Annotated in this window: 15 protein-coding genes; 3 read left to right on the forward strand and 12 right to left on the reverse strand. The window is 47.8% G+C overall.

Features of this window, described 5'->3' with window-relative positions; translation table 11 throughout:
* Positions 1-9: 9 nt before the first annotated feature.
* Together GILYN3_RS00350 and GILYN3_RS00355 are read left to right on the forward strand one after the other, a co-directional pair.
* The gene (locus tag GILYN3_RS00350) at positions 10-1,548 is read left to right on the forward strand and encodes a LamG-like jellyroll fold domain-containing protein (RefSeq protein WP_049721009.1); all 1,539 of its coding nucleotides are present in this window, start codon (positions 10-12) and stop codon (positions 1,546-1,548) included.
* 2 nt (positions 1,549-1,550) lie between these two features.
* Positions 1,551-3,824, forward strand: a complete 2,274-nt coding sequence (locus GILYN3_RS00355) for an agarase (protein WP_049721010.1) — start codon at positions 1,551-1,553, stop codon at positions 3,822-3,824.
* A gap of 638 nt (positions 3,825-4,462) precedes the next feature.
* Here GILYN3_RS00355 and GILYN3_RS00360 read toward each other — a convergent pair.
* Positions 4,463-5,863, reverse strand: coding sequence for a family 43 glycosylhydrolase (locus GILYN3_RS00360; protein WP_049721011.1), 1,401 nt, complete (start codon positions 5,861-5,863; stop codon positions 4,463-4,465).
* A 171-nt stretch (positions 5,864-6,034) separates the two neighbouring features.
* Here GILYN3_RS00360 and GILYN3_RS00365 point away from each other — a divergent pair, with 171 nt between their 5' ends.
* Positions 6,035-6,613, forward strand: coding sequence for a YeiH family protein (locus GILYN3_RS00365; protein WP_049721012.1), 579 nt, complete (start codon positions 6,035-6,037; stop codon positions 6,611-6,613).
* Positions 6,614-6,645: 32 nt separating this feature from the next.
* Here GILYN3_RS00365 and GILYN3_RS00370 read toward each other — a convergent pair whose 3' ends face one another.
* From GILYN3_RS00370 to GILYN3_RS00410, 11 genes are all read right to left on the reverse strand, one after another.
* Positions 6,646-8,208 (reverse strand): alpha-L-fucosidase, encoded by a 1,563-nt coding sequence (locus GILYN3_RS00370; RefSeq protein WP_049721013.1) that lies wholly within the window; start codon positions 8,206-8,208, stop codon positions 6,646-6,648.
* A gap of 103 nt (positions 8,209-8,311) precedes the next feature.
* Complete coding sequence (locus tag GILYN3_RS00375; RefSeq protein WP_049721014.1) at positions 8,312-9,898, reverse strand: LamG-like jellyroll fold domain-containing protein; 1,587 nt, start codon at positions 9,896-9,898, stop codon at positions 8,312-8,314.
* Positions 9,891-10,415, reverse strand: coding sequence for a sigma-70 family RNA polymerase sigma factor (locus GILYN3_RS00380; protein WP_084004970.1), 525 nt, complete (start codon positions 10,413-10,415; stop codon positions 9,891-9,893). Before GILYN3_RS00380 ends, GILYN3_RS00375 begins: the two co-directional genes overlap by 8 nt.
* Before the next feature lie 78 nt (positions 10,416-10,493).
* Positions 10,494-11,819, reverse strand: coding sequence for an RICIN domain-containing protein (locus GILYN3_RS00385; protein WP_049721016.1), 1,326 nt, complete (start codon positions 11,817-11,819; stop codon positions 10,494-10,496).
* 250 nt (positions 11,820-12,069) lie between these two features.
* A complete protein-coding gene (locus GILYN3_RS00390; RefSeq protein ID WP_157484821.1) occupies positions 12,070-15,105 on the reverse strand; it encodes an FG-GAP-like repeat-containing protein in 3,036 nt (1,011 codons plus the stop codon).
* Between the two features lie 344 nt (positions 15,106-15,449).
* Positions 15,450-16,889, reverse strand: a complete 1,440-nt coding sequence (locus GILYN3_RS00395; protein WP_049721018.1) for a carbohydrate-binding protein — start codon at positions 16,887-16,889, stop codon at positions 15,450-15,452.
* 312 nt (positions 16,890-17,201) lie between these two features.
* A complete protein-coding gene (locus GILYN3_RS16780) occupies positions 17,202-17,708 on the reverse strand; it encodes a sulfatase/phosphatase domain-containing protein (RefSeq protein ID WP_232305482.1) in 507 nt (168 codons plus the stop codon).
* Entirely contained in the window at positions 17,632-18,309 is a 678-nt protein-coding gene (locus GILYN3_RS00400; protein ID WP_269745907.1) for a sulfatase-like hydrolase/transferase, read from the reverse strand. Before GILYN3_RS00400 ends, GILYN3_RS16780 begins: the two co-directional genes overlap by 77 nt.
* A 10-nt stretch (positions 18,310-18,319) precedes the next feature.
* On the reverse strand, positions 18,320-18,589 hold the full coding sequence (locus tag GILYN3_RS16960; RefSeq protein WP_269745908.1) for a sulfatase family protein: 270 nt from the start codon (positions 18,587-18,589) through the stop codon (positions 18,320-18,322).
* 34 nt (positions 18,590-18,623) lie between these two features.
* Positions 18,624-20,156, reverse strand: coding sequence for a tryptophan halogenase family protein (locus tag GILYN3_RS00405; RefSeq protein ID WP_049721019.1), 1,533 nt, complete (start codon positions 20,154-20,156; stop codon positions 18,624-18,626).
* 132 nt (positions 20,157-20,288) lie between these two features.
* A complete protein-coding gene (locus GILYN3_RS00410) occupies positions 20,289-22,277 on the reverse strand; it encodes a cadherin-like domain-containing protein (RefSeq protein WP_049721020.1) in 1,989 nt (662 codons plus the stop codon).
* Positions 22,278-22,315: the final 38 nt, after the last annotated feature.

Raw genomic sequence — 22,315 nt, forward strand, 5'->3', positions numbered from 1 at the left:
GATACGACTATGAATCCCCATGACGTCCAACTAATAGAGCGTTATCTTGTCGGTGATAAGAATTCAGAGCGAGAGCTGCTTGAGCGAATCGTAAGCGATGATGAATTTAAGGCCGAGCTAAAAAAGCAGCGACAAATGCATAGATTGCTAAAGTATTCGGTTTATTCAAAATCGAGTGAAGATTTATCATCAGCTATTATTAATAAATTACAAAATGAAAAAAAATCTGTAAAAAGTAATAAAAAACGTATTTCAGTATTAGCTGCAGCGTGTTTTTCTTTATTTATTTTTTTTATTACAAACTTTTATTGGCTTCAAACTCCGGTCAGTGTGGGCAGCATCAGTAAGCTTGCCGGAGTTGGGTCTAGTTTTGTTCTCGGGCAAAGTGTTACCGCTGGAGAGTTCTCTCTTGATGCAGGCTATGCTGAAATAACCTTAACCAACGGCGTGGTGCTGCTGTTAGAGTCTCCGGCGATACTGGACTTTAAAAATGTTGACCGCCTTGTGTTAAGTAAAGGTGCTTTAGTGGCGAAAGTTCCCCCAGAGGCAATAGGTTTTGCAGTGGATACCCCAAGCGCTAATATCGTCGATCTTGGCACGGAGTTTGGTGTGACGGTTGATACAGCCGGAAGTTCTCAGGTACATGTGCTAGATGGTGAGGTGAAGGTTAAAACACCTCAAGCAAAAGAATACGAAAACTTGTATCAGAACGATGCCCGAAGCTTTGATCTCAATCAGCAAGTGGCTGTTATTCAGAGTCAACCGAATCGTTTTATGCGTACGTTGCCTGGGCGTCGTTATCAGCAACCGCAGTATTTACACTGGTCGTTTGATTATTTTAATGAAGAGTTTAAATGTGATGGCTCAGGGATTAAACAGCAATGTTTTCCGGCGAAATCTCGCACTTTAGAGGGCGACACTAAAGCTCCAGAGAGGATAAAAGGGGTTTTTGGTCAAGCCGTTAGCTTTGATGGGATCAGCCAATGGTTAGAAACTGAGTTTTTAGGCATTGGCGGTAATCGGCCGCGTACAGTCGCTTTTTGGGTAAAAGTGCCACAAAACTTTGATCCCCACCAAGGATTTGGGATTTTAAGCTGGGGGTTGCCGGACAAGCTTTCAGCTTGGCAGATTTCAATTAACCCATTAGATGTTAGCGGCCCCTTAGGACGTATCCGTGTGGGCACCAATGAGGCCGAGATAGTCGGCACCACAGATTTACGGGACAACCAATGGCACCATGTTGCGGTTGTACTGTTTGGTGGCGATAAAGCCGATTTGTCTACCCATGTATTAATGTATATCGATGGCAGCTTAGAGCGAAGTTACGGAAAATCCATTGCTCGAGTTTTTACCGAATTGCATCATCCGCAATCAAAACCGTTGATGATGGGACGTAATATCGCATTTAGCGACTTAGATAACGAGCGTAAAGTGAATCGTTTTTTTCGAGGTGGTGTTGATGAGGTATACATCTTTGATACCGCTTTAACACAGCAAGATATTCATAAATTGATGCGTTATAACTCCATTGCGCACTCTGTGAGGTAAGTATGAAATTAACAGTTTCTCTGTGTCTTTTATTGCTCAGTAGCTTAATGCTCAGCTGTGGACAGGTAAAAAAAGATTTACCACGAGAAAGATCACTAATGACTTTTTCTGATCCTGATAGTATTGACCAGATAGAGCCACAGCAAGCAAGCATCAGCTATTCTAGCCTTGATGGCGGTGCGGCACGTGTTGATATGCATGCTGCAAGTCATCATATATCGGGATTTACCATTAAACCTAGTGTTCCTTGGGATTTAAGTGATTTTAACAATCTAGCTTTAGTTTTTGATATTGCTAACCCTACGGATGAGTCTGTAAGTATGTATGTTAGTACCACCGACATTCATAACGATTTTCAGATGCGTAGTTTTGTCGTCCCCGCACAATCCAGTCAAACTTACTCTATAGATATAGTTGTTCCAGAGCTTAGCCAAGAAACCGGAATACGTTCAAACCCGGAGAGTTGGAATAACCCCTATCAGGCGTTGATTTGGCGTGGAGGAAAAAAACAGATAGATACCTCGGCTATTGCTGGAGTTCGTTTTGATGTGCGTGGTGCGCTAAGTGATAAAACGTTAATTGTGGACAATGTGAGAGCTGTAGAGCCGCTAGAGTTTAATCCTGATTACTTAAAGGGGTTGGTAGATACATTTGGGCAAAGTGCGAAAGTAGAATTCTCTCATAAAATCGACTCTGTGGATGAGCTTCGTAACGTGTCCGATGCAGAGCAAAAACAATTACAACACAACACTATAACCGACCGATCCTCTTTTCATGGCTGGAGAAATGGACCTAAGTTGGCCGCGACTGGATTTTATCGCGCTGATCAATACAAGGGGAAGTGGACGTTGGTAGATCCTGAAGGATATTTATTTTTTTCCAATGGAATTGCCAATGTACGCATGGCTAATACCTCCACCATGACAGGCTACGATTTTGATCATACTCTTATCCCTGCCCGAAACCTTGGTGGTTTTACTCCTGAAGATTCTTTGGGCTTAAATCCAGCACCTAATCAGGCATTGTCTAGTCGGCAAATAAGTTCGCCTTTGCGGGCAGGCATGTTCAACTGGTTGCCTAGTTACGATGAGCCCTTAGGTGAACACTTTGGTTATCGCCGTGAGGTTCATTCAGGTGCATTAAATCGCGGGGAAACTTATAGCTTTTATCGCGCTAACCTCGCTAGGAAATACCGTACGGATGACAATCAAAAACTTATGCAAGCTTGGCGAGAAACGACTGTGAAACGCATGATCGATTGGGGTTTTACATCATTTGGAAACTGGGTTGATCCAGAGTTTTATGAGATGAAGAATTACCCTTATTTTGCGAATGGGTGGATAATTGGTGACTTTAAGACAGTTTCGAGTGGCAATGATTATTGGGGCGCGTTGCCTGATCCATTTGATCCAAAATTTCGCGAGAGAGCTTTTGTAACAGTAAAAAAAATTAGTGATGAAGTAGCTAATAGCCCATGGTGTGTCGGTGTTTTTATCGATAATGAAAAAAGCTGGGGAATAATGGGCTCTGTGGAATCTCAATATGGAATTGTTATAAATACACTTACACGATCTGTCGACGACAGCCCTAGTAAAGCGGCTTTTGTGGATTACTTAAAAAAGACATATTCATCGATAAACGCTTTTAATAGTGCATGGGGGACTTCTTTACGCGATTGGGAGATGTTAGAGAATGGCTTAGCGTTGACGAATTATACTGGTGCTGCGTTAAAGGATTTAGCCGCTATGCTGGAGTTGTATTCGGCCGAATACTTCCGCATTGTTGATAGTACTATGGACGAATTGATGCCCAATCATTTGTATATGGGAGCACGTTTTGCCGATTGGGCGATGACGCCGGAAGTTCGAACAGCGGCGGCCAGATATGTTGATGTGATGAGCTATAATTATTACCGAGAAGCTGTCAGCGATGTATTTTGGGACTTTTTAGCCGATATCGATAAACCCAGTATTATCGGAGAGTTTCACAATGGCGCGCTTGATTCTGGGCTGTTAAACCCCGGTTTAATTCACGCCGAATCACAACAGGATCGTGGAGTTAAGTACCAAGAGTACGTTAACAGCGTGATCGACAACCCCTATTTTGTCGGTGTGCACTGGTTTCAATACATCGACTCGCCGTTAACGGGGCGTGCTTATGATGGTGAAAACTATAATGTTGGCTTTGTAAGTGTTACCGATATCCCATACAAGCCATTAGTTGATTCCGCACGCTCTGTAAATAGAGCCTTATACCCGCGCCGTTACGGAAATTAAAATATTTACTAGTTCATACTAGCTGTAGGTTTGTCAGTGCTAAGGAGTGTTAAGTGCTATAAAGCTAGTGCCAAGCTTCTCTTATGAATGTTGTAACCAATTACAGAGATCGATAATGATCAACGGGTATTGTCATGAAAAAATCGCAGTGATACCACGCTGGCATCAGTAAACGCGCAACGTTAAAGACCCTGTTAGAACTTGAGCAAGTAGTATTAGCGCCATGGCTGCCTGCAAGCCTTGTAAAGGGTCGGCTGCCGAAAAATCTATGCCTTTAACTTGTGACCAAACACTTTTTTGATGGCCACTAGCACTTCTATCATCAAAAGAGCGTTTTGTATTTAAATACTCGCTAGGAACTAAGTATGCCCGATATATAGTTGGCATCTGTGGTTTTTCGCAGGTTTGTATTGGCAACGAGGTGAATGAGCGGGGCAGGATGGGGTGGCTCGAGGGAGTAAAACCCTGATCATACCTTGATCTGTGCTGTGCTTTGTGGTCGTCGCTTTATCGTTATTTTGAAATGCCTTTGATGTTTTTGAGTTATCTCTCGGCAGCTTCGTGAATGATGGCTTCTTTTTGGTACTTTGGGCTCTTCTCTGCTAGCAGAGCTTTCGGTTAGAAGACTCCGCGTGGGCTTATTGGATATAAATACTCTCAATCTCCCATTTTCCGGAGTTGACATTTTTTGGGAACTCTAAACGCAGCCGCTTAAGTTTATTCGGTAGTTTGTCGACGGTGGATAAGTCTAGTGTGTAGGTGCTAAAGCTTTGGTCGTTGGGTTTGATAGCGAGTTCTGCCTGCGCGCTATTGCTCCAATTGATGTCGGAATATTTCCAAAATTCAGGACGATTAGTGGCAAATTCGGCAAGGTAAATCCTGAGGCTTTTGGCATCGCTTTGATTTTTTAACGTGATACTTAAGTCCGTGCCCTCGAGGGAGGCCGAGGCCCAATTGGCGCTCTCGATAATGGCGGAGCCCTTATGATCACCGCTGATGGTGCCTGTTGAATTCCAATTTACCGAGGTGTTGGCTACGGCGCGCCAGCCCATTACCGATTTCTCGAACTCCCATACTCGCCCACCACCTTCGGGGTAGGAGGTGTCATTTACAAGGTTAACTGTACCATCGTCGTTAAAAATTAATGGTTTAATCATAATGCCGCGGTAGTACATGCTAATGTCGTGGTGCTCGTGTACTACGTACCATTGTTTTTGCCAGTTAAAAATACTGCCGTGACCGCCGCCCATAAAATCGCCGGCGTATTGGTAGGGGCCCAATAATTTATCTGACATGGCGTAATCGGCACCCCATACTAAATAATAAATATCCTCGCGCTTAAACACGGTGGGTTTATCATCAGTCGGTTTTACTTTTCCATCTTTAGTTTTAATGATGATTGGGACCGGTTCGCTAGCGAGTGAGATCATATCCTCGGCTAGCGTGGCAGCATAGTAAGCTCCGGCACCAAAGATAATTGTATAGACTCCGTTTTCTTCAAAAACCTCTGGGTCATATGGGTGGGTTGGAGCAATGCCTTCTGGCAGTAAAGGTTTACCCAGTGCGTCTTTGTATGGACCACCGGGATGAGTGGCTACCATGACGCCCGTGTCGATATTACGGTTGGAGAAGTACCAGTAGTACTTTCCATCTTTTTGCGCAAAATCGCCGGCCCAAGCATTGGGTTGCTGCCCAATATACGTATCGGCGGGATACATGGTAGTTTCTTTGCGCCAGGTCGTTAAATCGTTGGTTGACCAAATTTCCCAGCGGTCCATGGTCCAGTCGGTTTCGGTATCCCAGGTTTTATCGTGGCCCATACCCATATAAAGCCGGCCATTGACTTGCATTACATGAGGATCGGTTAAACCGTGTTCAGGGAACACATTTAGGATTTGCACGGGCTGGGAAACGTTTTTGTGCTGGATGATGTCGGGGAACGCTGGTGTCGGGGAGCCTGAAAATGCGGCTGGAGTAATCAGTCCTAACGCCGTTAGTATTAAGGTGTGCCGCGTGGTAGTCATTGCGCGTATAAACATAAATCCTCTCCATATCTTATAGTCTTTTTGATAATATGGCGATTTTAGTGCCTGGCTTGCTCATTGTCTAGTGTCGACAATCCTGAGGTCCATTGTAATGAGCCGCAGAGTTGTAAGCGTTAGTGAAAGTCAAACTGTTGATTTGTATTGCCGTTACACTGCCATTGGTGGATGTCGGCGCCGTTGGCGCTTTTGACCAGTGTCGGCAGTGCAGTTTGTGGCGCCTCAGCCATTATGGCGGTAGAACCCGTCGTAAAGGCACGCGAGCGGGATATTAGTTTGGCAGTGGCTACCGTAGTCACCTTTGGTACTTTGGCCATGTTTGCCTACCCGGCACTGTTTCAGTTTATCGAGACCGACAGCGTAAGTTACGGTATTTATATTGGCGCCACCGTACATGAGGTGGCGCAGGCCGTGGCGGCTGGCCAGTCTATTGACCCTCAGGCATTGCAAGGGGCACTAGTGGCCAAGCTTGCCCGTGTGATGTTGCTGGCGCCGGTGGTGTTTGCGCTGGGTTTTGTCGCCGCCGCTTGCGCCCGCAGCTTTATTGCTATGCCAGATACGCTGCTAACGGTTTTGGGTTATCTCTCGCAAGTTACTCTGGCGCTGGCCATGGTGGCGCTCGGCTTAAAAACTCGCTGGGAGCTGTTGTTAAATGGCGGCTGTAAACCCTTTTTGTTGGCAGGTGTGTTGTGGGTGTTGTTACTCGGTGGCGGTTTTTTTCTGGTGCCGTGGGAGCTGGCTTGGTGAGAATAGCCCCGGAGGTCATCCGGGGCGTGAGATTAGTTGAGTTTAAAGGCGTAAGCGATTTGTTGGGGGGCGTCTTTCTTTAGTGTGATTTTCAGTCCGTCGGAATCCTGGCTCCAAGATTCGATGTAGTCTCCGTTCAGCGCGGTCACTGTCCGGAACGTTTTAACACCTATGCTGTTGTTTTTTGCCAAGACGGCAATATTGACAGCTTTATCGGGTGTCCCCAAGGTGATGGCGTAAAGGTTATCGCCGTTCTGGGTAAAGCGTATGTCCTCTGGAGTGTAGTCTACATGTTCTGAGAAATGCCCATCGCCGGTCATTTGGGTTGGGCCCTCGCCGTAGATTTTCCAGGGGCGAGTGTTATAGATTGCTTCACCGTTAACTTTTAGCCAATCGCCAAGTGCTTTCAACACTGTGCGTTGATCCTCTGGAATACTGCCGTCTGCTTTAGGCGAAATATTCAGTAGCAACTGCCCGTTTTTAGAAACTATGTCAATAAAGTCGTGAATTACCCAGCGTGCGGGCTTAATTTCCAGCCCTTCGATATACGACCAGCTCCATTTGGAAAGGGTGTCATCGGTAAGCCAGGGGGCGCCGGTGAGCTTATCGCGTCGGCCCTGCTCAAAATCTTCCACCGAAAAAGTCTCGGGCATGTCGCGGTCTTTATGAGTCATCATAACCGGTTTGCCCCACTGGGTGCCGGCGTTTAAGTAGTAAGCGGCAAACTCATAGCGGGTACTTTCAGGAATTTGATCTAACCAAGTATCAAACCAAACGATATCGGGTTGGTACTTATCGGTGACTTCTTGTAGCGCACCGAGCCAAAATTCTTCCAGCCACTGATCCTCCGGGAGGTTACCGTATAATAGTTTGAGCTTTGGATTTTCAGAGGTAGTGGGTAGTCCCTCAATCCAGGGATAATGAGAGTTCCAGTACGCATGATAGGGCTCTAGGTGACCATAGCGTTGCATGGCTTGCTGAATGTTCTGGCCTTTGTAGCGTTGTAGGTGGCGCGCGTGGTGGAAGGTGGCGATGGTTTTCATATCGCGCTTGCGCAGCTCCGAGAACAACTCACCCATAATATCGCGTTTAGGCCCGATGTCTGCGCTGTTCCATGGAGTGACATTACTGTCCCACAGCGCATAGCCGTCGTGATGCATGGCAACTGGTCCGGCGAACTTAGCCCCGGTTTGTTCAAATAGCTCGGCCCACTCGGCGGCGTCAAAATTCTCGGCGGTGAATTGGGAAATCATGTCGTGGTAACCAAATTCGGACGGATGGCCGAAGTTCTCCGTGTGCCAGGGCAGGGCGTCTATGTGGTAGCCCTTTTCGCGGCCTTTCCAGTCTGCATCAGAGAAATCAAAATGCATCCAGCGCGGATACCATTCGTTGGCGTGCGCAGCGACGGTATACGGCCCCCATGTGAAATAGATGCCAAGTTTTGCATCGCGGAACCAATCCGGGGCTGCATAGTGTTGCGCCAGAGACTTTTCGTCCGCTGTATAACTTGGCTCGCCATTGGCAATTGCCAGGTTAGTACTTAGGAGTAGGCTTACTGCCGATAAAGATGCTATTTTAATAATATTGTTCTTCACGTTAACCTCATATTTTCTTTGGCTAATTATTTTTTAAGCTAGCTCTTCTTCAAAGAAGAATAAACCTAGCCTGTCAGGTTATGTCGCGGCACCAGTATATGTTTCATCGATATTTAGTAACTTGAGAAATTTTTTCAATTTCCACATCATTCAGCACTCGGGAAAAGATCATCATCTCGGCCATGGCCCCATTCATTACTCGCAGCGGATTCATTTCGCGCTGGCTACTCCAGTTACCGATTGTGGCCTTGCCAATACTCCAGTAGCTTGAGGAATGCTTAAGATTCTGTTCGCTAAGTTTTGTACCGTTTACGTAGAATCGGAGCGTTTGAGTTTTCTGGTCTAAGCTGACGGCTAGGTGAAACCACCGTCCCGAATCGCGTTTACTTAAGAAAGGCTGATAGTTATAATCTTTTTCGTCGCCAGATAAAGATTTAAGTCCCACGATGATAGCGCCGTGGTCTAGGCTCAGTTGTCCTAGCTGCCAGTGAATATCGCTGGGCTTATAACCGTCGGTTAACAGTAATGCGCTAAACATTCGGTCCAAGCTGTCTATTGTGACCCAGGTGACCAGACTAAAGCTTTGTAGTTTCTCGGGTATGTCTATCCGAACTCTATCTCCGGGGCGTTTAAAGCTCAAGGCGTGTTTGCCGGGCCAGGGGCCATCTACCCAGCGGGCGCCCACAACCGCCCCATCACTGGATTGCGTTTTGGCGATGTTTGGCAAGACCCTACTATTATCCGCTGTCGGTTGGAAATCGTAGTAAGCGAGTAGGGAGGGGTCATTTATCCAGAAGTCGCGATCTTTTTCCCAGCGCCGATGACGCTCTTCATCCGCTTTTTGAATTAAGGTATCCAGCTTATCAAACTCTTTAAAAGTAGCTGCATTAGAGGTTTGTTTACGTGTGACCTCGCCTTTTAAGGTTGTTGATTGACCCGCGGTGTTTTTAACAAATTTTTGGCTGCTGCCATTGTTTCCTACCATTTCCACCTCGCCCTCGAAGACCTGAATATTGGCATCGCCTTGTGCGTTGACGTGTATGCCGACAGAGGTGCCCAAATCTATTACCCGCGAACTGGGCGTGTTAACCGTAAATCCTATAGCGACTTCAGGAACATCGGTTTTCGCTTTGCCCTGATGCAATGTCACATTTTGTGCATCAAAAATGTCAAAGCGAGCCGGCCCCTGTAGTGTAAGTTTGGCGCCTTGGTAGAACTCAAGCTCAACAAATCCTGTTGTTAGCTCGTAGCGGCCGGGTTGGATTGATTCTCCAGTCTGCCAGGGCTGAGATGAACTATTCAGCGCGACACGGCTAACGATGGCGACCCCTCGGTCGACTAGGAGTGGGGAACTATCTGTGCCCAAGTCGTCACTGATAAACACAGCAAGCAATAGTAGCGCGGCTAAGGTGCTGCCCCAGCTAAGCCAATAACGCCGGGTGTTGTTCGTCCTTTTCTTGGACGACAGCCGGTTTAGAATGGAAAGACGAAACGTGCGCTTTTGTTTTTCAGAGACAAGTTGTGTTTCAATTAACGCGTAGCGTCGAAGAGTGCTCGAAAACTGATCACTAAGATCGGGGTAGCGCTTTAATAGTAACTTGATGGTGCGATGATCTTCCGCGGAAGCTTCTCCTTGCGCGATTTTCGCAGCTATTCGCTCTAGTGTATTGTCCACGTTTGAGTCACTCATCAGACACCTCTTTGGTAATACATTCTTTCAAGGTTTTCCGTATTCGACTTAAAGCAATTCGTACGGCATTGGCGCTAAGCCCCATTGCTTGAGCTACCGTTTGTGAGTTGTTGTTATCCAAGTAATAGAGCTTTAATAATTGGCGGCTTTTAGAGGGAAGGTTATGCATACATTGCTGCAATGCCTGCTCTTCCTCGCTAAGGCGTTGTAAGCTCAACTCGGGCGGAGGGCTGTGCTGATCAATCAGCCAATGAAGCTCACGCTCCATCAGTTTGGTCCGGCGCCATCGTTTACGTGTCTCGTTGCGTACTAGGTTTTTAGCAATGGCACACACCCAAGGCAAAAATTCCGATTCATGCTCAAGTTGGCCGATCTTATCTAGTGCTACAACAAAGGCGTCTTGAGCGATATCCTCAGCGAGTGAGCGATCGGCCCCTAAACTGCAGGTATACGCAAGCACCCTTGAGCGATAGGTGTCGATAAGATAGGAAAATCGGTTATGAAGAGGCATAGTCATCGCACTCTCGCGGCGGTCATACTAGAGTATGTCGCCGCGCAGTGCATTGTTTCATCTATGTGCAAAAAAGAAGGTTAATTAATTAAAACTAAACTGCTGGTTAGTATTGCCGTTACACTGCCATTGGCGGATGTCGGCGCCGTTGGCGATGGAGGCGTTGGCAACATCCAGGCACTTATCGCTATGGCGAGCCCGCATTTCGACATAGCCATTCCCTAGGTCCACGGGCTTAAAGTGTAGATTTTGGCCGTTAAAGCAATCCCATTGAATCACCACCGCGCCGTTGACGGTCGAGTTGCCACCCACACCGACACACTTGTTGTGCTTCGTGCGCAACTCGTACCAACCGCTGTCTACCGGCACGAATGTGAATGTTTGGTTGGCGTTGTTGGCACCACAAGTCCATTGCTGGATGTTGGCGCCATTGGCGAACGAGCCCGATGCTAAATCAATACACTTACCACTTTGGCGACCTTCGATAGCGATTGCGCTTGAGGGTACATTGGTATTTGCGCCGCTATTATTGCCATCGACAGGTTTGTACACGCGGACCCAGTCGACCCAGTAAACGCTTTTATTAGTGTCGGCCAGTTCCGCGTCGGTTGGAGTAGTGCCGTTGTCGGAGCGCCAATTTTGATCTTCGGTATTAATAATCAGGTGCATAGGCTTACTTAACCCAGTGCCGTTGGTAAAACCGTTGGGATCGATAATATTAGGCCCGGACACACTCCGTACTAACTGTCCATCGATGTAGTAATCGAGATTCCACGGGTCTTTCCAGTGCACGCCAATACGGTGAAAGTCATCGCTCCAGACGGTGCCTTGCCCATCGCTATACCAGCTGCCCGCGTCGGTGGGTTGGTAATCCTGAAAGGGGTCGCGCACAAATACGTGGTGACTCAGATGAATGCGCTCAGCGAACCATTCCTCGCCTGCTCGGTCGCTGCCATAGGCTTCAAGAATATCAATCTCTTGAGTGGAGTCGGCGCTTAACAGCCATACATCTGAGGCCAGCACCAACTTGCTGATTTTGGCCTTGGTTTCTACGTACAGAGGGTAGGTAAAAGTATCGTGGGAGGTGATAGAGCCCGCGCGAACTTTATTGGTGCCTTGCTTGCGGGTGGCAGCAATACCTAAATTGCCACCGGTTACGTAGGCGTGGCCGTCGGTCCACTCGGTCAGCCCGGGGCCAGTCCAAGGGTTAATAAAACCCTCATGCCAGCGGTTGGTAAATTCGTTATGGTAGTTGTTGAGTGACGAGGAGTAATTAAAATCATCGGAAACCGTTTGCAGCTCCCACACTTTGCCGTTGCCGGCATTGGCGGGTACCGGGGGGTTATCCCAGTCGGCAGCAAGGGCATGGGTGAAGCTTAGACCGAGAACGGCCGCAAGTAATGCTCTCATGTTGGTGCCTCTCTATGGTTATTATCTGTGAGTTACGCCTAAGGCGCACTGTGATACTAGGCACTATAGAGGTGTAAAACTATAATAAAACCTTGCAAAAATATGAGGCTTATGTGGTATATCGAATATTTTGATGATGTTTATCACAGTGCGCGGAATATACTTTTTCACGGCTCTTACCAGAATGAGTGCTCAATCTTTATGGCCGATGAATAACCATTTTCAATGGTTGTTAGATAGTTATCTAGACTCATTCTTTTTTAGGTACTAATGTTATTTCATCTATCGTCGCATCATAGTTTTGACCATCGCTAGCAGTAAATGACACTCTAAGTTGGTAAAAGTGACCGGCTGGGAGGTCGGAGGTTGGTGTTAATACATCGGTGTTGAAGCTCGCTTTCGATACGCCAGACTGGGTCTGTAAGACGTTAGTGTCGATCTTGGTGATGTCTTTGACTGGAATCCAGCGGGATTTAAAGTGACGCAGCCAAAAGCGCAGGCCGCCTTCATCAGAGGCAATAACCTGATTGCCCGAACCGGCATCGTAGCTTACTTGTAGTTCAATCGGCTGCCCGATGACAATGGGCTGACTGGCCCAGCGTTCGCGGTTTTGAATGGTTAGGTGACCTTCGTGATAGTCATCCACTTGCAGCGAAAAGCTGTTATTCACTGTGTCAGATTGTTCGGCTTTGGCGATGATTGTGGTGCGCCCAGACTTGAGTGCGGTCACTACGCCTTGTGGGTTAACGCTCGCCACTTGTGGATTGGTGCTGGCCCATTGCACGCGCGGGTTATCGGCATGGGGCGGTTGCACTATGGCCTTTAAGTGGCGTTTCTGTCCGGTGTAGAGTGGGGCAGGATTGTTGCCAATAGTGACCGACTCTACCGCCACGGGGTACCAATCGACAATGGTAATGTCTACCGAGTCGTTCAGGTTGTTAGCCGGGCTTTGGGCAGTAATGGTGGCATACTCGCCTGCGTCGCCGACGGCTTTGATCACCCCTTGTTGGTTTACACTGACATTAGCGGGGTTATCTGAGTGCCATTTTAAGCGGGTATCGGCGTGTTCAGGTGAAAAGCTTGCCTGTAGCGGGTAGCTGGTTTGTGTTCTAAGTTGTAGCGTTTCGTGCCCCAGATTAATATCGGTGGGTGGAAGTCGATTAGAAGAAAGACGTGTGTTAATTTTGGGGGTCGAAAATTCGACGGTCTCGCCGTTGCGCCATGCAATGGTTACTTTCTCTATGGTGCTCTGTGAGCCCAGACCAAAATGCACAATATTAAGCAAGCTTTGCGAGAAAATTTCTCCGGCCGAGCCGACCCGTTGACGATAACGGTGATCTTTCGTGTGCAGGGTTACATAGGCGCCCATCGGATCGATGTGATGCTCGGGGGAGTAACCTACCTCAACTAAGCTGTAGTTGCCGGCGTTTGTGGCCGTGTTTTGGTATAGGTACCACTGTCCGCCTTCATTACCGAGTAAAAGGTCCAGGCTGCCGTCTAGGTTAAAGTCAAATGCCTGGCCCATGTCGCCATTGCCGGGCCCGCCAATATCGTTAGCGCCGTGCATAGTCACGGTGTCGAAGCTGCCTTGGCCTGTGTTCAACAATAGGTAGTCGGAGGTTTTTCCATAGACTTTGCCCCAGCGACTCACAAAAATATCCTGGTGGCCGTCGTTGTTAAAGTCACCCCGGGTTACGCCTAAAGAATTGGTGCCCGGCGGGATTTTCCATTCGGTGGAAACATTCACAAAACGGTCGCCATCGTTGCGCAGTAAAATATCGGCCTCGTTACGGTTTTGCGGGGTAAAGTCGGTCGCTACGTCCGTTACGCCCGTAAGGGTAAATTTAAACCCCCAAAAATCATCCCTATTGCGGACCAGTGCGGCTTTCCATTGGCCATTGCCCATATAGCCAAAGTACATGCCGTTTTCTGAAATATCACCGGGCCAGCCTTCGGCTTGATTTGGGTTTAGTGTCCAATTTTGTCCTATTTTCAGTACAGTGGATTGTTTGTCACGCCCCAGGAACATGGGGTAGTCTTTACCGCGCTGTAGACCTTGCGCTAAAAAGTAGTAGTCGGATAGCTCTATCGGACCATCCGCTGAAAAGGAAAATGTGTCTACGCCTTTAAATCCGCGCGGCTTAATGGCAAACACTTTTTGCGCGGGGTCAAAGTCAACGGAGGGTGATTCACCTCTACCTCCTTCAAATGCTTTGCCGCGCGCCAGGTATAGGTCCAGGTCCCCGTCGTTATCTATATCAACATCGGTTACGGCCATAATGCCCGTTAAGTTAGCGACTGCCTCAGGGGCTTTAGCAGTGACATCGGTAAAAGTAAAATCGCCATTGCCTTGCCACAGGCTTAGCGGCCCGTAGAATACAAAATCGTCAATGCCATCGTTATTAAAGTCGGTTAACAGTACCCGCGATTGATGCACATTTTGAATGCCGGGAACGGTTTTTCGTTCAAAGCGACCATTACCCAAATTCTCGTAAAAGAAATGTTGGGGTTTATCGCCGTATAAGCTGGTCTCGTTAAACAGCAGTAAGTCCAGGTCGCCGTCTAAATCCATATCGGACCAGCGGGCGCCGCGGCCGCGGCCGCCTTTGTCTATACCTACATCTCCGGTGTATAGCACTAAATTCCCGCTGTTGTTGCGATAAAAATTCGCCTTAGAGGGATTAATGCCATTACCCCCGCCTTGGGTGACGATTATGTCTAAATCGCCATCGTTGTCGTAGTCGCCAGGTGAGGTGCCGTGTAAATCGTGCATAAACCAGCGGGCTAAATTTGTATCGTGTTTGGTCACGGTGCCGTCGCCGTTGTTCCAGTACAACTTGCTGGACGCATCATTGTGATTGTTCACAATAAAATCGTAATCGCCATCGGTATCCATATCGGCAATGGTGGGGCCGCCATATTTGAGCGAGTTTACCTGGTCCATTCCCGATTTCGCAGTTATGTCGTTAAATCTAGGTATCGTTAAATCTTTGACCGGTTCAAGGGTGAGACTATTGATAGTCAATGCAGCATGGTTGGCTTTTACAGTTATCTTTGCAGTCCCTAACGTTTCAAACTCTACCAATGTGCGTAGCGTTTGCTCGCCGGCAGTGGGGATATCTAAGCTATTTGCTATCTGTTGGTTGTTGGCATAGATGCTAATGCTGGCGTAATTGGCGGGATTATTCAATTGTAAGGTTAAGCGCTGGAGAACATTGTCGCTAATGTTGCGCGTTAATTGATAAGGCGTTGATGGGTGAACCTCAAAGGCGGTTGGTGATGCCATAGCCAAATCGCTGCAAACGGTCAAAAAGCAGACCGATAACGCAAAGATGCCAGCCTTTTTCCACGGTTTGGTATTGCAGTCACGCAGAGTCATAAAATTACCGCCAGCCTTATTGTGAATTGTATGCAATGCTAAATGAGGTTTACCTCTGAATGCAAGGCCTTTGGTGAGGTTAAGGGCGCTGAATAATCTGTAATGCGGCTGATCGCCTCCAGTTGTTGTTAATGGGCGTTAGGGTCGGTCACGGTAAGTAGGCTCTAGGCTAAGAATGTTATTATTTTTAGATTGTGTGGGTTGAATGTAGCAGCACGAAAGACTCCGCGGAACACCGCGGAGTCACTTTCTTATAAAAACTCGTCAAAAAAATCGACGTGATTGTTTAAGTGATTAAAGCCAAAAATCCAAGTGCCTTCAACGGTATCTGAAAAGTCCATACCACCACTTTGAATTTGGGGGTTTTTCCATCCCGGATGGTGCTCGATACTGTAATCGGCCACACGCTTAGCCTCGGTCCAAATGGCACCTACGCGAGAGTGGTTTAACACCCGGCTCCACTGGCTGGTGTCCGAGCTATTAAAGCCAGGGGTACCGTTGCCGCGCGAGTTGCCATCGCTGATTTTTTGGTAATCGGTATTGTTGCGCACGTAGGTCAAATCGGCGGGGGTGGTTTGATCCTGGTTCCACTCGCTGTGCTGGATAATATGAATGCGGGTATTGGTATTAATTCCACCCATGTTTTGTTTTACTCGGCGTACTAAATCAGCACTAAAGTCGGACTGTCCAGCTTCCTGAATCCAGATGTCGCCACCGCTGTTTAAGACCGTAGCCACTTTGTCATAGGTAGTGTTTAATGCGCCCGAGTAGTTGGTGTGTGCATCAGACCAACGGTCTGAACCAAAGGTAATATTAAAGAGGTGGTCTGCTTCGATAAATGTACCACCTTGAATGCCATAAGCACCTGCGACAGCGTGATAATTGACGCCACTAAAGCGTGAGTCGCTTAAGATGGTGCCCACAGCTGCGACAGTGTGAATGTCATCTGGGTCTGGGCGGCTGTCAAAGTTTGCTAACAGTAAATCCTTGGCTGGGTTAAAACGGCCGATCATGGGCGTTGCAGTAGAATCTTCCTCTGTAGCTAATTCAATCCAGTTGATGTTGAAGTTGCCTGCCTGAATTTGGATACGTAACGTGTGTGCCCCAGCCGTTAATGTACCCAGCGCGACTTCTTGGGTTTGCCAGTTCTGCCAGCCGCCGGTGGAGGCAACAGTTGTCCCATTGCTGCGTTGTTGAGCATCGATCTCTAGCGTATATAAACCGCCTCCAGATTGAGACGCGACACGAACTTTAGCAATGTAACTCCCTGCATTTTGTACATTAATATCGTACTCGAGCCACTCGTTGGCGGCAGTCCAGCCAACGTTGTATTGTCCGCCGTTATCCGATGTAATTTGAATATCAACGCCATCGTTACGGTATTGGCCACCTAAGTTTTGCGCGGTGGTGTCTGAGTAACGCTGGTAATCTTGCGCTTGAATAATACCCGGTACCGGTTGGCTGTTATCGGGTGTCGGGTCGATAGGGGTGTCTTGGCCGCAGGGTTGATTGCCGCACATGCAAACACTAAACAGCGATTGGCTGTTGGCGCAGTCAGTTGCCTCTGGGCCAAAATCATTTTTACATTGGGCGGTGTAGTTACATTGGTCTTCTGCCAAGACACTGGTGCTAAAACTGCTGCATAGCGTGGCGATAGCTGCCGCCCGAGTTAGATAACCTGTCATCGTCATAAGTGGCTCCGTTAAAACATTCAAATGATTTGATGTTGCTAATATGTGTTTGCTTGGCAGGAAGCGCCAAACATGAGCATAGTAGTTTTAACCGTATTACCTAGCTGTCTAATTGTTCACAATTGACAAGTATTGATAAAAGTTTGACGCAATAATAAACAAATGGGCGGATGACTCTTCGTCTAAGTGGTGAGGAGTTTGGTTTTTAAGGTCAATACTCTAGTCGCTGATGGGACTAAACGTGTTGGATATAGCGATGAGTTCGGGCTGAGTTACGCCAAAAAATATTGTACTTTTTGGCGTTGAGGTCACTTAATCTATTGGCTTGCGATAGGTGTCCATTCGTTTCATGGCGTCGCCTTCGTACTGTCTTTTTAATTGCCAGAGCGGACGATCTAAGGTTGGCTCCCAAGCAAACAGTTTTTGGAGCAACTCTCGAACTTTTTCGGGTTTTTTATACGCAAGATTATTTTGCTCACTAATGTCGTTGTTTAATAAATAAAGCTCTGCTGGTCGGTCGGGAAAGCGCAATAACTTCCAGTCGCCATCTCGGATAGCTGCGCGATTTTCTTTTTTCCAACAAAGAGTCTGGTGAGGGCGATCATTGTTGTCGCCTTTGATGTAGGGCAGCAAGCTCACGCCATCGATGTGGTTGACTGTCTCGATATTGCCGCCGGCTACTTGATAAAAGGTGGGCAGTAAATCGAGTGTGCTAATGGGGTGGGGATAATGGCTGCCAGCTTTAATAATACCTGGCCAGCGAGCGATAAAAGGTACGCGAATACCTCCCTCTAGATGGTTGGCTTTGGTGCCGCGCAAGCGGCGTGTTGCCCGAGCCGTTATCGTCGCTGGGGCCGCCATTATCGTTGCTGTAAATAACCCGTGTTGAATCGCTTAAGCCGGTATTATCCAGAGCGCTGAGTACGCGGCCAATGGCTCGGTCCATAGCTAGGTTCATGGCTGCTAGGGTACGGCGTTTACCTTGTAGGTTTGGGAGCGCGGCGAGATCTTCTTTGCGTGCCTCCATCGGCGAGTGTACCGCATTAAATGATAGAAAAAGAAAAAACGGTGCTTTGTTCTCGCGATGAATGAAATCAATTGCGTCGTTAGCAAGGGCATCGGTTAGGTACAAAGGTGATTCTTCAAATTTTCCAAAACCGCGCTCTAAATTATCTTCGGGTCGATAATTGGGGTTTTCATCTGAAAATGCAAAGTAACTTCGAGCACCTCCGCGAAAACCGTAAAAATAATCAAAGCCGCGTTTGGTGGGATGGTATTGATCTGCGTTGCCCTGGTGCCATTTTCCGATAATGCCCGTAGTGTAGCCTTGCTCTTGTAGGTAATTACCTACAGTTCTTTCGCTTAAAGGTAGCCCCATTTCATCATCGGCTAAGCTGCCTTTGGCCATATAACCGGGCACGTTATTTTCTTCATAACCAATTTTTTTGCTGATATCGCCCAGTTAAAATACCTGCGCGAGAAGGGCCGCAGGTGGCAGCGCTGACGTAGGCTTGGTTAAACACCATGCCTTCACTTGCGAGTTGATCGATATTTGGTGTTTGCATGACTTTACTGCCTTGAAAGCCAAAGTCAGCATAACCGGCATCATCGGACAAAATAAATAAAATGTTGGGCTTTTGGATTTCTGCCAAAGAGGCCGGACTAAGTACGAAAAGTAGTAATAAAATTATAAAACGCATGGTACTACTCGATAAATAGATGGGATCTTTAGCGTTAAACGCGCAGATGGTTTAAGTATTCTCTATTGCTGGACAGTTGTTGGGTTAATTGTCGGCTCGCTTCAATATTTTTCCGCAGGGCAGTATCAGCTAATTGTTGTTTGGCTTTCTCTGGAGGTATGGGCATCTTGGTCTCGAAGCCCATGCCATAAAGTACATATTGGTAGCTTAACGCCTGAAATATCTCTCCGGTACGATCAAAGTCGTGAGGCCAGGGAGGTGTATGCTGCCAAAGCTGTAACAGCTCAGTAAGAGAATCCGGAATTGAGTTTGATACTTTATTGTCGCGCCAGAAAGCATCTTGTTGCCGGTCAGATAAAATGTAGTGAAGCTTTAAAAAATCGACTAGCCGCCCCCAGCGATATAAAAAGCGCTCGTTAAAAATATTGCTTAAAGGTGCGATCTGAGAATATGTTTGAGGCAGTTTTTCGGCAATAAACTGGGCCGATAACTCAACCATTAATAGCGCCGATGCCTCTAAGGGTTCGACAAAACCCGCAGATAAGCCGATGGCAATACAGTTTTTATGCCAAAATTTTTCTCGGTGCCCTGGGGTAAACGCAATAGATTTAACCTCTAGCAAGTCACTGGAGCTTTGGGTGTAAGCCGCCAGTGTCTGTAGCGCTTGATCTTCTGTGGCGTGTTGGCTGGAGTATACATAGCCAATACCTCGCCGGCTTTGTAATCCTATGTCCCAAATCCAGCCGGCCTGCTGCGCGGTAGATAATGTACACGAAGCAATGGCCGTAGAGTGTTCTGGGTAGGCTTGACGTGTTGCCAGCGCGCGATCACAAAATAACACTGAATTTAAAGGTTTAAACGGAATGCCAAGAGCTGTGCCTAGCAGGGTTGCTTTAAGGCCAGTGCAGTCGATATACAAGTCGGCAGTTAATGAATCACCAGTGGTGGTGTGCAGCTTGGCAATTGCTCCGTCATCATCCAGTTGCACACCGGAAACTTCGCACTGCTGGTGTTCTACTTGCAGTGCTTCTGTGCAGTGTGTTTGCAGCAGTTGGGTAAACTTACCCGCGTCTAGGTGGTAGCCGTAGTTTAATAGCGATTGCTGCTCTCCCTGTTGCATAGTTTTGGGTGCCAAAAAAGCTTCACATACGGCCTCTTGAGGGCTGTAACAACGTGAGAAACTAGCGGTGTGTTGATGTTGGCTAAGCCAGTGTTCGGCCATGTTTAATTGGTGTTGGTAGCCTGCGGGGACCGAAAAGGGATGATGGTAACTATGAGGGTGTTGGTCAAACCGCCAATTAATAAATTTAGAACCCTGTTTGAATGAGGCATCGCACTCGGTTAAGAATTTTGACTCGCTAATCCCCAAGGTTTGCAATGTTTGGCGCATGGTAGGCCAAGTACCTTCGCCTACACCAATAGTGGGTATCTTGTCTGACTCGTATAGGGTAATGCGTAAACTGCCTTTACGCAGTCGTGCCTGATGCCGGCTGGCAATAATTCCGGCGGTTAACCAACCGGCGGTGCCACCGCCTAGAATCGCAATATGCTTAATCATTTCACTCATCAGACGTCCAACTTATTATTGTATACAATCAACTATTGCTTAGGGGGGAGATAAAGTCAACTCTCTTGTAAGAGTTTATCGAGTACAAAAAAGCCCGCACTAAGGCGGGCTAAGGACTTGCTCATGGAGAACTTACGGTAGCTGAATTAAGCGAACGTTATCGATACGGAAGTTCATCCCGCCGCTCCAGACATTAACGCCTAATTGAAGCTGTAATTCACGGGATCCCCAGTCGGTAACATTGGAGTAGAGGTCTGGGTCAAAGATCATGGCCATTTTGTTCATGTTTTGACGTACTTCGTAAACCCCCTGATACGCGCCACCTTGTACGGTATCGCTGGTGAGAGGATCGAGAATAGACGCTCGGATCTTTTTAACGCCAGCGGCCGGTAGGCCATCGGCAATGATATCGTAGGTAAGTAAATATCGATGCCCATTTTTTATAGTGCCAGCGGGCAAAGACAATGTGCTAACTAAATCTTGTGCTGTTCCAGTGTTTAAGCTGGCGTTACCAGAAATAGCCCCGTCGGTTGAGATACTGCCTCCTGCCTGAATCGTCCAATCGCCGGCACCATTTTCAAAGGTGGCGTTGTCTTGGCTAATCAGGTTGTTGCCCGGGTCAGTTGAGTACTTGTACAGCATAAAGGCGTCGTACTCAGCGGCCCCGACATCAGCGGGTGCGGTGACCGTGATCTTAGTGTTTGCGGCTCCTTCGAAGCGCGTGGCAAATGTACGCGGGTTGGCTCCGTGGGCAAACCAAGCTTGTGAGTTGATGACTTGGCCAACTTCTTCGCCTATGTCACCGGTAACCCACATAGGGTAAACACCCCAAGAGTTACCGTGAGCGCCGCGGGTCTCAACGATATAACCGGCTCCTTCTTCCAGGGCGTTGCCCGGTAAGACAGGGCTCAGTTCGTCGCCGGCTAGCATCGAGGCAAAAGCGCTGCCGTCTATATTTAACCCAAGCGCCGAAGCCGTTGCGGCCATTACGCCCTCGGTGGCATTCCAGCCTTCCAGATCATTCTCAAAACTGCCGTTTGGTAGCTTCTGAGTAATGGCTTCGCCCATGACGGTAATTTCGACGGTGTTAGTCACAGTGTGATCGGCGGTGCCGTCGCTTAAATCGTACGAGTAGGTAAAGGTTTTACTTTCGCCCTCGGCGACAAAGGCGCCAAAGTCGATACCGTCCACCGCCAGCATGGTGCCCTCTGAGCGGTTAAAGTGTAGTGCTGGGCCGCCGTCAACCGGTGCTAGGCTACTCCAGTCGATCTCGATGGCATCGCCGTTGGGCTCGAGTACCGCGCCCGGGCTTGCAAGGTTAACCATTTTAAGCGCGCCATTGGTGCTTACATCGGTCATGGCGGAGCCCAGCACTACAGGTGGTGCTGGCTCTTCGCTGGTTTTGGCCACTACGATAGTCGCCATACGTGACATGCTGTGGTTGTGGTCTTCTACGTTGTAGCTGTTATCGCGGAAGATCGCTACTTCACCGGGGGTTAGCGTATCCAAAATGGCTTGAGTGTCCAGAGTCAGCATGGCGTTTTCAGCATCTAGGGTGTAGAGGCTGGCATCCAAGTCTGGTGAGGCAACAAAGCTAGATATCTGTAGTGGTTCGTTGTCGGGGTCATTTACGCCTTCAACCAAATCCACTTCGTTAGTTGGGTTCTTGTCGTCGATCAGAGTAAATAAATCTTCGAACTCTGGTGCAAAGTCTTCACCCTCGACGGTTACTGTGAGTTTGCGATCTACACTGGCTTGCCCGTCGGATATCGTGTAGGTAAAACTAACGGTTTTGGTTTCGCCGTTGTCCAGCTCTAATGCTAAATCAGCTGGGCGAATGCCAACACGGGCTTCGTTAAATTCAAAACCGGTTAAGTTTTCGGTATCGGGAGTTACGTTTTGTACGTATAGAATATCGCCGTCGGGATCGTAGGCGCCTTGCAATAAGTATTGGGTAAAAAAGGCGTTTTTTTCGTGAAAATTAAGCACGATGTCGCCGCCGGCCACGGGGGCTGTGTTGGAGCCTTTATCGGCATTGCGGTTGTAATCGTCACTGCCGCAACCACTTATGACAGCGACAATAGCAGTGGTGAGTAACGTTTTTTTATTAATTAGTTTCATAGTTTTACACCGTATTTTTTAAAGATGTAGATGCAGGC

Source organism: Gilvimarinus polysaccharolyticus (assembly GCF_001187555.1).
Taxonomy (GTDB): Bacteria; Pseudomonadota; Gammaproteobacteria; order Pseudomonadales; family Cellvibrionaceae; genus Gilvimarinus; species Gilvimarinus polysaccharolyticus.

Excerpts from the sequence above, each read along its gene's own strand:
- GILYN3_RS00375 (WP_049721014.1), bottom strand. The coding sequence starts at position 9,898 with ATGAGTGACTCAAACGTGGACAATACACTAGAGCGAATAGCTGCGAAA.
- GILYN3_RS00380 (WP_084004970.1), bottom strand. The coding sequence starts at position 10,415 with ATGACTATGCCTCTTCATAACCGATTTTCCTATCTTATCGACACCTAT.
- GILYN3_RS00365 (WP_049721012.1), top strand. The coding sequence starts at position 6,035 with ATGTCGGCGCCGTTGGCGCTTTTGACCAGTGTCGGCAGTGCAGTTTGT.
- GILYN3_RS00360 (WP_049721011.1), bottom strand. The coding sequence starts at position 5,863 with ATGTTTATACGCGCAATGACTACCACGCGGCACACCTTAATACTAACG.
- GILYN3_RS00405 (WP_049721019.1), bottom strand. The coding sequence starts at position 20,156 with ATGAGTGAAATGATTAAGCATATTGCGATTCTAGGCGGTGGCACCGCC.
- GILYN3_RS00390 (WP_157484821.1), bottom strand. The coding sequence starts at position 15,105 with ATGGCATCACCAACCGCCTTTGAGGTTCACCCATCAACGCCTTATCAA.
- GILYN3_RS00355 (WP_049721010.1), top strand. The coding sequence starts at position 1,551 with ATGAAATTAACAGTTTCTCTGTGTCTTTTATTGCTCAGTAGCTTAATG.
- GILYN3_RS16960 (WP_269745908.1), bottom strand. The coding sequence starts at position 18,589 with ATGCGTTTTATAATTTTATTACTACTTTTCGTACTTAGTCCGGCCTCT.
- GILYN3_RS00410 (WP_049721020.1), bottom strand. The coding sequence starts at position 22,277 with ATGAAACTAATTAATAAAAAAACGTTACTCACCACTGCTATTGTCGCT.
- GILYN3_RS00385 (WP_049721016.1), bottom strand. The coding sequence starts at position 11,819 with ATGAGAGCATTACTTGCGGCCGTTCTCGGTCTAAGCTTCACCCATGCC.
- GILYN3_RS00395 (WP_049721018.1), bottom strand. The coding sequence starts at position 16,889 with ATGACGATGACAGGTTATCTAACTCGGGCGGCAGCTATCGCCACGCTA.
- GILYN3_RS00350 (WP_049721009.1), top strand. The coding sequence starts at position 10 with ATGAATCCCCATGACGTCCAACTAATAGAGCGTTATCTTGTCGGTGAT.